The following is a 14,491-nucleotide window of genomic DNA, read 5'->3' on the forward strand; positions in this document are numbered from 1 at the left end:
GGCCCGCGTTCGCCACGCCCCGTCGCTTACCCGCGCCGCAACGGCCGGAACCCGGCACGCACTTCACGAGCAAACAGTTCCGGCTCCTCCCATGCCGCGAAATGCCCGCCCTTGTCGACTTCGTTGAAGTAGATCAGGTTGTGATAACTGCGCTCGGCCCAACTACGCGGCGCCTGGTAGATCTCCCCCGGAAACACCGTGATCGCGGCCGGCAGCGAGATATCCACCGCATTGAAGTTGTTCGAGTGATCCTCCCAGTAGATCTGCGCGGCGGACGTCGCGGTGTTCGTCAGCCAGTACAGCGAGATGTCGTCGAGAATCTCGTCGCGCGGAATCGAGCGTTCGGGCACGCCGCCGCTATACGTCCACTGCGAGATCTTGTCGTACATCCACGCAGCCTGACCCGAAGGCGAATCGGCCAACGCATAGCCGACCGTCTGCGGGCGCGTGACCATCATCGCCGAGTAGCCGCAGTTGTCGCGATAGAACGTCGCGAGCTTCTCGTACGCGGCCTTCTCCTGCGGCGACAGCGAAGCCGGCGCAGGCGCATCGGTCGCGAGCAGCGTCGCGATATCCGGCGGCACCGTCGCCGGCATGTTCACGTGTATCCCGGCCAGGCCCTGCACGCGCTGCATCGCCATCCGGTGCGAGATCACCGAGCCGCAGTCGCCGCCCTGCGACACGAAGCGCGTATAGCCGAGCCGCGCCATCAGCTCGCCCCACGCACGCGCGATGTGGTCGGAACCCCAGCCGGTCTGCGTCGGCCGGCCCGAGAAACCGAAGCCCGGCAACGACGGCACGACGACGTGAAACGCATCGTCCGCGCTCGCGCCGTGCGCGGTCGGGTCGGTCAGCGGGCCGATCGCTTTCAGCAACTCGAAGATCGAGCCCGGCCAGCCGTGCGTCATGATCATCGGCATCGCGTTCTCGTGCCGCGAACGCACGTGAATGAAATGAATGTCGAGCCCGTCGATTTCCGTGATGAACATCGGGAAGCCGTTCAGGCGCGCCTCGCCCTTGCGCCAGTCGTAGTCGGTGCCCCAGTAACGCAGCAGCGCCTGCATGCGCGCGAGCCGCACGCCTTGCGATTCGTCGGCGACGGTCTCGCGGCCCGGCCAGCGCGTCGCGGCAATGCGGCGGCGCAGGTCGGCCACGGCTTCATCGGGTATGTGTGCGGTAAACGGGCGTATGCCGCTGGCGCCGGTCGCCGCATGCAGCGCGGTGGGCAGCATCGCCGAGACCCCGGCGGCCACGGAGGTGGCCAGCAGGTGGCGACGCATCGGGGAAAACGGTGTGGAAGACATCGTTCGGCATCTCCTTTCGTGAAGTGGAAAGTGAACATGCCGCGCGCGGGAACGCGCCCAGGCTTTCAATCCGGCGCGCCCTCGTCACGCGGCGTCGCCCATTTGAAAGGTCTGATGTATCCCGGATTTGTCTGATTTGTACGCGTTTGTAGCGGCTGCGCGGCGAGCGGGCCGGCCCGTGCGGCCGCTCGCCGGTGCGACGCTCAGAGCGCCTTGACGATCGCGCCGTCGACGCGAATGTTCTGCCCGGTGATGTAGCCCGCGCCGTCGGACAGCAGGAACGCGACCGTCTTCGCGATCTCGCCGGTCTTGCCGAAGCGGCCGGCCGGAATGCGTGCGACGATCTCCGGCGTTTCCGGCCAGCTGTCGATGAAGCCCGGCAGCACCGCGTTCATCCGGATGTTCTCGGCCGCATAGCGTTCCGCGTAAAGGCGCGTCCACGCGCTCAGCGCCGCGCGCAGCGCCGACGAAACGGGCATCGGCTGCTCGGGCGCGTCCGCCGCGAAGCTCGAGATGTTGACCACCGCGCCGCCGCCCTGCTGCTGGAAGATCGGCGTCACGCGGCGCATCACGCGCACCACGTTCAGCAGGATCAGGTCGAGCCCCGCGTGCCAGTTGTCGTCGGTGATCGCCAGCAAATCGCCCTTCGGCGGATGCCCGGTGTTGTTCACGACCGCATCGATGCGACCGTAGCGCGCGACCGTTTCCTGCACGAGCCGGTCGATGTCGGCTTCTTCCGTCACCGAGCCCTGGATGCCGAATCCGCCCAGCTCCTCGCCGAGCGCCACTGCGCTGCCCGACGGCGACATCAGCGCGACGCGATAGCCCGTCGCCGCCAGTTCGCGCGCGATCGCCGCGCCCATGCCCTTGCCCGCCGCCGTGATCAACGCCACTTTTTCTACAGTCACGATGTGCTCCTCGTTTGAATCCTGCCGCCGCGCAGCCGCCGTTCGGCGCGCCATGGTGGTAATGTAGGCGCATCAATCACGACTGTCGAACCAGTATTTCTGCCTCCAGCCAATAGTTTTTCTACAGCTTGACGATGCCGCCTCGCCCCTCCCGCCTGCCGCCGCTGAATGCGCTTCGCGCGTTCGAAGTGTCCGCGCGGCACCTCAATTTCCGCGCCGCCGCCGACGAGATCGGCGTCACGCAGGGCGCCGTCGCGCAGCAGGTGCGCCACCTCGAGGACGTGCTCGGCCTGAAGCTGTTCGAACGCCTGCCGCGCGGCCTCGCGCTGACGCACGACGGCGCCGCGTATTTCTCCGACGTGCAGCGCGCACTGCACGCGATCGCCGACGCGACCGACAAGCTCGTGAAGCGGCGCGCCGCGCTGACGATCAGCACGACGCCGTCGTTCGCATCGAAATGGCTGATCCCGCGGCTCGCGCAGTTCACCGATGCGCATCCCGATTACGACGTGCGCGTGATCGCCGACCCGCAGATCGCGACGTTCCGCTACGACGGCGTCGATCTCGCGATCCGCTACGGCAAGCCGCCGTTCGGCAAGCATCTCGCCACGCATGCGCTGTTCCCGCTCGACGTGTGCGCCGTGTGCAGTCCCGCGCTGCTGGCCGCGCCCGCGTCGCCGCGCGCGCTCGCCGGCCACGTGCTGCTGCACGATGCGCACGACCTGTGGCCCGAGTTCCTCGCCGCGATGCCCGCGCCCGTCGACATCGATCCGCACAAGGGGCTGCGCTTCAACCAGACGTCGCTCGCGATCGATGCGGCCGTCGCCGGCCAGGGCATCGCGCTCGCCACTGATCCGCTGGTCGAGCGCGACATCGCCGCGGGCAGGCTGTGCAAGCCGTTCGATTTCGCGTTTCCGCTGTCGGTGGGGTTCTATCTCGTGTATCCGGCCGAGCGGCGCGACGACGACGCGATCGTCGTGATGCGCGAGTGGATGGCCGCGCAGGTGGTGTCGGGCGGGCGGCCTTGAGCGGGCCTGGGCAGGGTCAGGGCGCGATCCAGCGGGCTTCGTAGCCGCCTTCATGCAAGTCGAACACCGCGCGGCGATGGCCGGCGCGCGCGAGTTCGAGCCAGTCGATACGCGTCACGGTCACGTGAAGCAGGCAGAAGTTGTCGTAGCCGTCATCCGTCGATGCGGCGCTGTCGACATGCGCGGCTTCAGGCGACTCGACCGGCGTACCCGGCGGTAACGGTGCGCGATACAGCAGCAGCGTATGCGGTCGGCTCGCTTGCCAGACCGCGCGCCGTTGCGCGTCGTCATCGCAGATCGATGCAACGCCCTCGACGCGAATCTGCACGAGCGCATCGAGATCGTTGGCGACGAGCGCGATACGCGGATCGCGACGCAGCTCCGCGACCTTCTCCGAACGCGCGTCGGTATGAAACGACAGCACGCGGTCGGCGCGACTCACCTGACGCAACACGATCGTGCGCACCTTCGGCGCGCCGTCGATGCCGAGCGTCGCGGCCTGCAGCATCGTGAACGGCGAGCGCTGCGCGCTCACGCCGGATTCGAGGCAGGCCCACAGGCGCTCATAGGTTTGCGCGAGCGATTCGGAGGTGGAATCAGGCATGACGAAGCGGCGATCGTTGAGGTTGCGATCGCGCAAGCTTAACCGCTTGCTGCGGCGACGGCACGCGTGCACAGCGCACCGGCCGCCGCCGTACGGCTCAGTTGTAGCCGAGTACGACCGATGCGGCTTCGCCGACGTCGGCCGCCGGCTCCGCGCCGAAGCGGCCGAGCACATCGGCCACATACTGCGGCCCCGCGCTGATCTGCGACGAGCGGTGCGCAACCGGCCGGTTATCGCCCGCGCCCGGCGCAACGCTCATCGATACGGTGTCGTTGACGGTGATAGTCACGTTGATGTCTCCTCAAGCGGCCAGCGCCGCACCATACGCGCGCACGAGGCGCGCAACGCCTTCCCGGATCGCGTCGACGTCCGGCGCGGCGAACGACAGGCGCAGCGACGCCGCGTCGACGTTGTCCGCGAAGAACGCCTTGCCGGGCACGAACACGACCTTGTTCGCGATCGCCTGTTGCAGCAGCACGTCCGACGACACCGCGCCGATCCGCGCCCACACGAACATCCCGCCTTCGGGACGATGGAATTCGATCGCATCGCCCAGGCCGTCGCGCAACGCGTCGCACATCGCATCGCATTTGCGCTGGTACGCGGCCGTGATGCGCGGCAGATGGCGTTCGAGCGCGCCGTCGGCCAGGTATTCGGCGGCGGCCGCCTGCGTCCATGGCGTGCTGCACAGGTCGACCGTCTGCTTCGCGATCACGCAGCGCCGTGCGATCTCCGCCGGCGCGATCGTCCAGCCCACGCGCAGCCCAGGCGCGACGATCTTCGACAGGCTCGCGAAATGCACGATCCAGTCGCGCGCGCCGTCCACTTCATCGGCGAGTGCCAGCATCGACGGCACGGCTTCGCCCGCGAAACGCAGGTCGCCGTACGGATCGTCCTCGACGATCAGGAAACGGTATTGCACCGCGAGACGCAGCAGCTTCAGCCGGCGCTCGCGCGTGAGCGTCGCGCCCGTCGGGTTCGCGAAGGTCGGGACGGTGTAGAGCAGCTTCGGCTGCACGATCGCGCCGGACGCGAGCTGTTCGCCGAGACGATCGACGTCGAGGCCTGCGCCGTCGACCGGAATCGTCACGATGCGCGCCTGCTGCAGACGCATTGCCTGCAGCGTGGCCGGATAGGCCGGCTGTTCGGTCAGCACGACGTCGCCGGGCGCCACCATCACGCGCAGCAGCAGGTCGAGGCCCTGCTGCGAACCGGTCGTGACGAGCAGCTCGGCCGCCGTGCACGCCACGCCGCGACGCCCCATCAGCGCGATCAGTTGCTGTTTCAGTTCGGCAAGGCCGTCGGTCGGGCCGTACTGCAGGCAGCGCACGGGCTGCGCATACGCGCGCTCGGCGGCTGCGTTCAGGCCGTCGACGTCGAACAGGTCGCTGGCCGGGTAGCCGCCCGCGAAGGAAATCATGCCCGGTTCGGACAGGTACTTGAACAGTTCGCGGATCGGCGAGCCGGCGGGATTCTGGAATGAGGAAGTGAACGCGTACATGTCGTCGTGAGCTGGATGGCGCGGACGGCCGGGATAGCCGCCCGATACCGGCCACCGCGGCGCTTCTGGGGCCACGGCGGCGAAATCGAGCCACGATTGTCGATAGTCATTAAGGCTGCGGCAAACGATATCTATGCACTAGGTCTTGCGGTTTGGTCATCAAATGGGGGGATGGCGGGGGAAGCAAAACGCACTAAACGTCAGCGCCTCAACACCAGGTTTCACCCACGCGTTGCCGGCGGAAAGCCAATCCGCCCGATTGTTTCGCTTCGCCGTGCATCCACCCCACCCGCCCCGCTTGGCCGCGATCCGGCCGCATCAGTGCGCCGGCCCCGCGGGCGCGGGCGGCGGCGGCTTGGGCTTCCACGTCGAGAGCGCGCGCGTGAGGTCGTCCGACACGTAGTGCGGACCATCGAACAGATAGACCGAATAGCCGCGATACGCCATCAGTTGCTTGCTCAACTCGTCGGCGCTGGCGGCCCGAAAGCCGCCCCGCTCGGCAGGCCGGAACGCCTCGGCGATCACCCGCACGCGTTGCTTGCCCAGTTTTGAAACGAGTTCGTCGAGGTAGCTGCGCGCGACATACGGCTCGCGGGCATAGACGCCGCAGCCATCCTGGAAGAACACGCCGACGTCCGCGGGCAGCCACGCCGCGAGCCAGTCCGCGAGCGTCTTTCCGCCGACATTGGTCTGGTCGTACACGCTCACCCACAGCGGACGCGGCAGCCGTTGCAGGATCGCGGCGAGCTTGGGCGCGTCCTGCCAGGTCGGATCGATCTCGACCGGGAAGTAGTAACCGGTGACATGCAGCGGGACGGATGCGTGCGCGACTTCCAGGGACTGCTCGGCGAGCGTCGACAGATGGGTGCGCGCCCGTTTTTCGTCCTGATAGCCGGCGAGGCCCAGGATCACGTTCCTGGCCCATGGCTCGCGGCCGATACGTTCCCAGTCGGGAAGGTGCGCGGCAGGCTGGATGCGGGTGTTGGCGATGAACGCGGTGTCGTCGACGACAGTCCATTGAATCAGCAGATCGTGTATGCCGAGTATCTGCCAGTTGCCGACGGGATTCGTCGTCGTGTTGTCCACCTGCCAGACGACGCCGTCCGCGTGCACGTCGTGCGCGGTCCAGCTGCAGGCGGCCACGACGAGCGATGCGCCGATCGCCGCGAGCGTCGCCGCGCGAGGCGAACGCGGCGCGGCGGCGAGCGGGCCCGGTCGCGCTGCGCGCCCAAACCGGCCCATGCGTTGTTGAATCCTGCGCCAGGCCGGGATCGCATACGTGGTCATCGCTGGCTCCCCGGAAGCATGCCTGCGCGTCATCGTAGCCGATCAAATGCAAACGTGCGACCCGCGTTGTCGATGCGGGTCGCACGTTGCTGTCGTTACGCCTGCGTCACTTGGCCGTCGTACCGTCCACCCACTTGTAGCCGAGGTTCGTAATGCCGGTTATGAGGCTCTGGAAGTCCTGGAACGCCGGCAATCCGAGATCCGGTTCAAGCCAGTACGGATGGAAGAAGAAGGACGCGAAACCGTCCCGCACCGCCAGGCCATACTGCGCATTGGTCACGATTTGCTGCCACGTGTACGTGATGCACGAGAACGGGTCGATATTGCAGATGTTGTACTGCACGCTGCCGAGGTTCTCCGGAATGATCCGCTGCCCGTAATAATCGGAGTTGATGATGTACGGGAAAAACTGCCCGGCCGAAAAGTCCTGGTTGGCGGCACCCGTGCCGAGTTGCGGATTGGTCGCGGTGTAATACACGGCCCGCTGGAATGTGGTCGGGAACGTGAGCGCTGTCGCCGACGATGCGGCCGGCGACATCTGGTACTGCGGCGCCGCCCAGCCGACGACCTTGTAGCCGTTGGTCGTGAACTCGAGCAGGCCATCGGCCATTCTGCCTTCCGCCCACGGGATGGAGTCCTCATCGACCGGGCGGTTCTGCACCGCGAACCAGAACTCGTAGTCGCTGCCGCTCACTGCATTCTGCAGGTTCGGCGTCGAATCGTACTGGTGCGTGTAGCCGTGCATCACGACCGAGCCGCCGCGCGCGATTGCATAGTTCAGCGCACTCTTGAGGCCGGTGGCCTGCGCCAAGTGGATCGTCTCCGGCACACCGCCGTTGTAATAGCCGTTCGGGTCCGTATACAGCGGAATGGTGGCCATCGTGAACGGGATCCTCCTCGCGTACATGTAGTTCGTCAGCTGCTGCATCGAACTCGTCGTCGTATACGCGTCGAGGTCCTCCAGGCGGACCAGCGCACGATGATTCACCGGTGCATTGGTCTGCAGGATGTCATGCAGGATGTCGCATATCACCAGGTAGCGATCCGTCGGGCCGATGTAGGAAAACGGCATGTCCGCGAAATACCAGAGGTTGCCCGAACGCATCACGTAGGGCGTGGTTGCGCCGCTCTGGCTGTTCTTGATGGTGACGAGCGCCTGCGCCTTGGCGGAATTCGTGATCTGGGTCAGCCCGACATCCGGATCCGCGCTGATGGTGCCGGTTGACGCGTCATAGGAGTAGTACTTGACCATCGACAGGTTCTTGTACGTGACCGTGTCGTAGAAGCCGGGATTCGGATTGCTGGACGAAGGCGTTGCGTTCATTCCGGCGAGGCCGAGGAAGTTGAATCCGTAGGTCTGGTTGAACGTATAGGCCGTGTTCCATGCCAGTTCCCACAGGTTGTACTTGAACCAGACCACGGTCTTCGTGGCGGTCATCACGTCGCTCAGGAACGCCGTCGGAATCGGGTTGTTGTAGTAGTCGCCAATATAGAACGTCGCGTCGTGGCTCCCGATCATGCCGGACGTATAGTTCTGGATCGGAACCAGATCGACGGTCGTATTGAAGTGACCGAGCAGGTTCCTCAGCATGATGCTGTATATCAGGCCCAGCTTCGAATACGGGTCGTTGGCCGGATTGTCGTACAGCACGAGCGTATGGGCAGTAGTGGCCTGCGCGTGCGCGGTGCCCGGCAATGTCATTTGCGCGAGTCCGGCAAGCAGGGCGATGACGATCAAGATCTTTTTCATGGCCGTTTCTCCCTAGTCACGTTCCACGTTGCCATTGGATTTCTTGACGGAATTCAGGTTGAACTTCGGGCGGCCCGTTTCCTTGTATGCCTTGTCCCAGTCCTCGTCGGACATGCCCGCTTTCACTTTGACCTGAGCCGAGCCGTTCGGCAGCGGAGGCGGCTTGATCTTCTTCTGGCCAGAAGAATTGCCGTTCTGCTGCGCATTTCCGTTCTGCTGCGCACTCGCATCCTGAACGCCGACGGCGACGACGAGCGCGGCGATTAATGCGACGAGCGATCCGGCGGTGCTCAACCCGTTCCGAAAAGATTGATTGCGATGCGAAGGCATGATTTTCATCCTTTGATATGCAAAATAAGTTCATCTCGTTCACGAAACGAGCACGGCCGAACGCGATCCGGATTCGGGGCGTTATGTCGTGAATTTCTGCTGCGCGATTGAAACCAGACGAATAAATCCGGCAGGAGATGGTTTGACTTTCAAGCTAGAACCGTACCATCCGTCGCAAATGGGCATAGCGCCAAGGGGACGAAATTGACGTATCGATGCAGCCCAAAATTGCGTCGATAAAACGTTTCAGGCGTGCAACGCGGCGGTGTCACGAATTTAATCGGACAAACCTGCGAAGCCTGCTCTTACGATTCAGGGAAAACCAGTTAATCGCGGTTCATTGCAGCGATGCGATGCGTCGATCGTCATGGGTGACCTGCATGCGCAATGACGACCGAGGTGCCGTATTTCCGGTTCGACGCCAATCCATCCGGCCGGGCGCCGCTGGAGCCGCGTCACGACTTCCCGATGGCAGCATCCGAGGCCCGGCAAAGGGTCTGAAAACGATGTGTCATCCGGCCGATCTGCCGCGTGTTTCAGCGCTGAAACATTTGGCTCGGATTCACTGGGCCGATCCTGTGCGGCGCCCCGCGATGCCCGCAGGCTCAAGGGTCGCGCAGCGATGGCGCACGACTTGCTAGATGATCCATGTGTTGCGAAGCCAGTGCGCGGGGAGCACTGCGCGTGCGTCGGGCGGAGCGCAGCCGCAAGCGTTGAAGCATGCAGGGACGGAGGTGGGCAGGCGGGAAGCAGGCTGTCAAAAAGTCATCCACTGAACACGTCGCATCGTCCGCGATGCGACGCGGCCACATCGGGAAAGCGCGCGTCCTGCGCAGCGTTTTTTCGAGCGGCGGGAACTCGCGTGGCGCACACCACGCAGTGGACGTGACGGGGGCGGCGAGGACGAATGAAAGCATCGTCTTGCGTCGGTACGAGGGGAAATAATCAAATAAAAGATAACAGCGCGGAAAAAATGATGGATCACATGATTTGGAGTGCGTATTTATATACGCTTAACCTTGTCACCATTGTGACCGCAATCGTCATCCTGGTGAGCACGCTGGATGACCTCACGCTGGATGCCTGCTATTGGTCCTTTGAAATCGGGCGCATCCTGCGCCGCGAAAAATCGCAAACGATCGATATCGGCATGCTGCGCGCGCTGGAAGAGCGCCATCTGGCGCTGATGGTACCGGCCTGGAAGGAATATGACGTCATCGCCAAGATGATCGAAAACACGTTGGCGACCCTCGAGTACGAGCGCTACGTGATATTCGTCGGCACCTATCACAACGATGCCGAAACCACGGCCGAGGTCGAACGGATGGTGCGCCGGTACCCGGGCCGGGTCACGCGCGCGACGGTCATGAACGACGGGCCGACCTGCAAGGCGGACTGCCTGAACTGGATCGTCGAAGCGATCCTGCGCTACGAAGCGGTCCATCACATTCAGTTCGCGGGCGTCGTCATGCACGACTGCGAGGACGTCATTCATCCGGTCGAACTCAAGTACCTCAACCACGCGGTGGCGGATAGCGACCTGGTCCAGCTTCCCGTGCTGTCCTTGCCGCGAAAATGGAACGAGTTCGTCGCCGGCTGCTACCTGGACGACTTCAGCGAAACGCACCAGAAGGATGTGCCGGTGCGCGCCCGGCTGACCGGCATCGTCCCGGGCGCGGGCGTTGCGTCGTGCTACAGCAGGCGCTCGATCGAAGCGGCGATGAAGGAACGCAACGGTTGCCCGTTCAACACCAGTTCGCTGACCGAGGACTACGACTTCAGCTTTCGGCTGCGGGACCTCGGCATGAAGGAAACCTTTGCCCGCTTCCCGCTTTCGGATATCGCGCGAGGCGCCGGCGGCCAGCGTGCGAACGGCAGCGTCGCCAATCGAAACCTGCTGGCCACGCGCGAGTATTTTCCCAAGACATTTCGCACCGCCTACCGTCAGCGCGCGCGCTGGATTCTCGGCATCGCCTTTCAGGGCTGGGAGCAGCTCGGCTGGAAAGGCAACCTGCTCACCCGCTACATGTTCTTCCACGATCGCAAAGGCATCGTGACATCGCTGTTTTCGGTGATTGCCTATGCCGTGCTGCTCAACTTCCTGCTGCTTGCGGCGCTCCAGAGCGCCGGCGTCGTGATCCCTGCCGGCGCCTCGGCCATCATGGCGAGCTCCTGGGTCACGCCGCTGCTGTGGGTGAACACCGCCATGCTGTTTGCGCGTGCCGGGCAGCGCTATCACTTCGTCAGCAAGCTGAACGGGCCGCTCCAGGGGCTGCTGTCGATACCGCGGATGTTCGTCAACAACCTGATCAACTTCTACGCGGTCTGCCGTGCGTGGCGCATCTATCTCGGCCATCTCGCGAGCGGCAAGCCCATCGCGTGGGACAAGACCAGCCATACCTACCTGTCGAACCAGGAACTCGGGAAGGCGCGCCTCAAGATCGGCGAGATCCTCGTCGGCTGGGGCGTGGTCACGCTGGAGCAATTGCAGGCCAGCCTCGAGAAACAACTGGTCTGCGGCAAGCGGCTGGGCGAACTGCTGATCGAAGGTAGCGCGCTCTCGACCGAATCGCTCGCGGATGCGATCGCCGAGCAGGCCGAACTGCCCCGGGTGAGCCTGGGCAACGTCGCGGTGGGCCACTTCGCGGATTCGCTCGCATTCGAGCTGCAGTACGCGTATCGGGCCGTCCCGTTTTCCACGGCGGACGACGGCACGTTGAACGTCGCGGTCGGGCGACCGCTCACGCCGGACGAACAGGATGTCGTGCGTCGCGGCGCCCGGGCGAAAGTGGCCTACTTCATTGCCTGCGATATGGAGATTTCCGCCGAGCTCGCCCGGCACTCGCGCTTCGTCGAACTCACGCGCATGCGCGACGGCGATCCGGCCGCGCACCCAGGTGCTCCCGTGCAAAAACCGTCGGGAGAACAGGCATGAAGCATTCGAAACTCCCGATCGCGGCCAGCCTCAAGCGCTGCGCACGGTTGAGCGCACTGGCGATCGCCGTGTCGCTGGCCTGGCAGGCGCCGGCATCCGCCGCCCAGCAACTGACGCCCAAGGCCTACAAGCTCGCCGACAGTGCCTACAAGGCGATCAACACCGGCGACCTGCCGCTCGCGGAAGTGTATGCGGCGCGCGCCATCAAGATCCAGCCCGGAAGCGAACAGCTCGGGCTGCTGCTCGTCGATGTCTACAGGCGGGAAGGAAAAGTCGACGAAGCCGACTCGATGACCGAATCGCTGATCGTTCGTTTCCCGAAGAGTGCGGCGGTACGCGCGCAGCACGGCTACCTGGCGCAGCGGCAGATGCGCTACGACGTTGCCTGCAGCGATTTCGCCTCCGCCGTCGCGACTGGGAAATGGAGCAAGGAACAGCAACGCAACCTGCGTCTCGCGTGGGCGGACAGCGCACTCGCGGCGAAGCGCCCGCATGAAGCCGGCATTGCGCTGGCGCCGCTGGCCGATGAAAAATCGGCCGTCGTGCAGGTGCGCATCGCGCAGATGAGCCTGCAGGCAGGCGACCGCGACACCGCCATCCGCGTGGCCGACCTGGCGGCCGGCGACGCGACGACCGACGGCGAGCGCAACATGGCCGCGTCGATCGCGGCGCAGGCGCGGCAGGAAGATCAGGCCGCCCAGGATCCCGTGGACAATACCGCGCAACAGAAGCTGCAGGAGGCCTATGACCTCCTGCGCGACCACAAGGATCGCGAGGCGCTCGACGCATTCCAGGAGGGATTTTCCGGCGGGGCCGGCAACGCGATGAACTACGCGGACGCGGGCTACGCCGCCAAGCGGATCGGGCTGAACCAGGAGTCCATCGACCTGTTCGAGCACAGCCTCGACGCCGATGAAAACGAACACACCTTCGATGCGCAGCACAAGTTCGGCTATCGGCGCGAAGTCGAGCAGCTTCAGCGCTCCTGGGGGTTCGTGCTGAGCGCGCCGTACCAGTCGGCCGCGTTCGGCCCGCAAGGCACCATCAGCGTGTTGCAGCCGGGTATTGAAGTGTATTGGCAGCCGCCGAAGATCGGCTATCAGAACGGCCGCATCTTCCAGTTCTTCGTGCGCGGATACGGCACGGCCTACGACGGAACGGGCAACGTGACCGGCATGCCGACCGTGCAGGGTTCAGTGGGCGCGCGCTACAAGCCGCTGCCCGACCAGAACGTCGTGCTGACCGCCGAGCGGCTGTTCCACGTCGGCAGCCTGTCGATGACGGACTGGCTGATGCGCCTGGGGTATTCGTCGGAAGGCGGGACCGACCTGAGGGTGACCGAACCGAGCTGGCGCAGCTGGCAGGCCTACGTCGAAGGCGCTTATTTCATCAGCGCGGGTCGATACATCATTTATTCGGAGTTGCGTTACGGGCACACCTGGCGGTTGCCGATGATCAGCGACCGGCTGACCGTCTACCCGCACGCCGCGGTGGCCGGCGATCACGACAATCGACAGCCGGACAAGACGGCGATCGGCGCCGGGCCCGGTATCCAGTTGCGGTACTGGTTTCGCGAAGGCCGCTATAGCGCGCCGGCGAGCTATCTGGATGTCACGGTGCAATACCGGTTCGGTTTGACGTCAGCGGCACGCGCACGTGGTCTCGTGGTACGCGCGACATTGTGGTTCTGACTGCGACGCTGACGCTTGCTTTTGAATGACGCGACTGCTTAGTTGGGCGACTTGAGCGTGATGATCGTTTGACGCAACAGCTGGAAGTACGAGCTCGTCGAATACGGGAGCATTTGCTCGACGTAGTTCCACCAGAAGAATCCGCCGATGAAACGCGGATCGGTCATGCTGTTGACCATCGGGTAGTACGTCTTGATCAGGTTCTGCTGCACCGACGCCGGCGCGGACGTGTCCGAGGTGCCGATTTCGCCGAAGCCGACCTTCGCGTTCGGGAAGATGCTTTCCAGCGCCGCGAAATCGTTCTTCCACGTCGGATTCAGCCCCGGGCAATCCTGGTACGGGTAGTAGCTGAACAGCGCGTAGTCGGCCTGCTGACGCACCGTCGAGGACAGGAAGGTGGTCGGCCACGTCTTCCAGTAATCCTGCGGCTTCTCCCAGCAGTTGTTGCCCTTGCTGTCGTCGTTGTAGTACAGCGTGATGGCCGTCTTGCCGCCGTTCGATTTGACGATCTGGTTGGCCGCGGCAACCATCTGACCGATCTGCTGCTCTTGCGAGTTGACCACGGCGTTCGTGCCGTCCGGGTTGTTACGCAGCCATTCGCCGTTGATTTCGTTCGCGATCTCCCAGACGTCGACGGTGTTCTTCAGCTGCGACACCAGTTCCTGCGTGCGCGCCTGATACGTGGCGAGATCTGTCGGGAAATAGTAAGAATCGTAGACTTCGCCCATCACGTACGCGACGGCGTGCAGGCGCAGCAGCGGTGCGTAGTAGTCGGCGGCCGACGTACCCGGATCGAACACCACACGCACGGTGGGCTTGTACGGCAGGTTCTGCAGCGACGCGATGATCGCGTCCAGCTTGGTCAGGTCGTCGAGGGTCACGCCATAGACGGGATTCTTCAGAGGTTCGACCTGGGCGTGGGCGGACTGGGATAAAGGCAGGAGCCCAGCATAAGCAACGCATGCGGCAATGGCCGTGCGCGAAAGGTTTTTCGTCAGTTTTTTCAAAACGCTTTCCGTCCTAAAGTAAGAAGAAGCGCGATTTTAGACGAAAATAAAAGCTAATTATCGGATGATATTGAAAGTGGCGAGCCCCAAAAAGATCGTTAGGATCGGTATCGAATGTGGGTGCGGCGGGGTGTCGCGGTCGGGGA

General features: G+C 64.2%; 12 protein-coding genes. 3 read left to right on the top strand and 9 right to left on the bottom strand.

Going from position 1 to position 14,491, the window contains the following annotated elements:
• Nucleotides 1-26: 26 nt before the first annotated feature.
• Nucleotides 27-1,304, bottom strand: a complete 1,278-nt coding sequence (locus tag BDI24065_RS32975) for an epoxide hydrolase family protein (RefSeq protein WP_175034731.1) — start codon at nucleotides 1,302-1,304, stop codon at nucleotides 27-29.
• A 203-nt stretch (nucleotides 1,305-1,507) separates the two neighbouring features.
• Nucleotides 1,508-2,212, bottom strand: coding sequence for an SDR family oxidoreductase (locus BDI24065_RS32980; protein ID WP_175034732.1), 705 nt, complete (start codon nucleotides 2,210-2,212; stop codon nucleotides 1,508-1,510).
• A gap of 134 nt (nucleotides 2,213-2,346) precedes the next feature.
• Between BDI24065_RS32980 and gcvA the strand changes: the two genes are divergently transcribed.
• Nucleotides 2,347-3,240, top strand: coding sequence for a transcriptional regulator GcvA (gcvA, locus tag BDI24065_RS32985; protein WP_175034733.1), 894 nt, complete (start codon nucleotides 2,347-2,349; stop codon nucleotides 3,238-3,240).
• A 16-nt stretch (nucleotides 3,241-3,256) separates the two neighbouring features.
• Here gcvA and BDI24065_RS32990 read toward each other — a convergent pair whose 3' ends face one another.
• The 6 genes from BDI24065_RS32990 to BDI24065_RS33015 form a co-directional block, all read right to left on the bottom strand.
• A complete protein-coding gene (locus BDI24065_RS32990) occupies nucleotides 3,257-3,844 on the bottom strand; it encodes a pyridoxamine 5'-phosphate oxidase family protein (RefSeq protein ID WP_175034734.1) in 588 nt (195 codons plus the stop codon).
• A gap of 97 nt (nucleotides 3,845-3,941) precedes the next feature.
• Nucleotides 3,942-4,133, bottom strand: coding sequence for a hypothetical protein (locus BDI24065_RS32995; RefSeq protein ID WP_175034735.1), 192 nt, complete (start codon nucleotides 4,131-4,133; stop codon nucleotides 3,942-3,944).
• A gap of 12 nt (nucleotides 4,134-4,145) precedes the next feature.
• A complete protein-coding gene (locus BDI24065_RS33000; RefSeq protein ID WP_175034736.1) occupies nucleotides 4,146-5,345 on the bottom strand; it encodes a PLP-dependent aminotransferase family protein in 1,200 nt (399 codons plus the stop codon).
• Nucleotides 5,346-5,663: 318 nt separating this feature from the next.
• The gene (locus BDI24065_RS33005; RefSeq protein ID WP_175034782.1) at nucleotides 5,664-6,632 is read right to left on the bottom strand and encodes a hypothetical protein; all 969 of its coding nucleotides are present in this window, start codon (nucleotides 6,630-6,632) and stop codon (nucleotides 5,664-5,666) included.
• Nucleotides 6,633-6,738: 106 nt separating this feature from the next.
• Complete coding sequence (locus tag BDI24065_RS33010) at nucleotides 6,739-8,382, bottom strand: DUF2334 domain-containing protein (protein WP_175034737.1); 1,644 nt, start codon at nucleotides 8,380-8,382, stop codon at nucleotides 6,739-6,741.
• Nucleotides 8,383-8,394: 12 nt separating this feature from the next.
• Nucleotides 8,395-8,712, bottom strand: coding sequence for a hypothetical protein (locus BDI24065_RS33015; RefSeq protein ID WP_175034738.1), 318 nt, complete (start codon nucleotides 8,710-8,712; stop codon nucleotides 8,395-8,397).
• A 976-nt stretch (nucleotides 8,713-9,688) separates the two neighbouring features.
• On the opposite strand from BDI24065_RS33015, the gene BDI24065_RS33020 reads away from it, so the two are divergent.
• Nucleotides 9,689-11,647: a glycosyl transferase family protein gene (locus BDI24065_RS33020; protein ID WP_254609905.1), complete on the top strand. Its 1,959-nt coding sequence runs from the start codon at nucleotides 9,689-9,691 to the stop codon at nucleotides 11,645-11,647.
• Nucleotides 11,644-13,338, top strand: coding sequence for an NfrA family protein (locus tag BDI24065_RS33025; RefSeq protein WP_175034739.1), 1,695 nt, complete (start codon nucleotides 11,644-11,646; stop codon nucleotides 13,336-13,338). The genes BDI24065_RS33020 and BDI24065_RS33025 overlap by 4 nt, the downstream gene beginning before the upstream one ends.
• Nucleotides 13,339-13,376: 38 nt before the next feature.
• Here BDI24065_RS33025 and BDI24065_RS33030 read toward each other — a convergent pair whose 3' ends face one another.
• On the bottom strand, nucleotides 13,377-14,345 hold the full coding sequence (locus BDI24065_RS33030; RefSeq protein ID WP_175034740.1) for a hypothetical protein: 969 nt from the start codon (nucleotides 14,343-14,345) through the stop codon (nucleotides 13,377-13,379).
• Between the last annotated feature and the right edge of the window lie 146 nt (nucleotides 14,346-14,491).

Source organism: Burkholderia lata, assembly GCF_902499025.1.
Lineage (GTDB): Bacteria > Pseudomonadota > Gammaproteobacteria > Burkholderiales > Burkholderiaceae > Burkholderia > Burkholderia lata_C.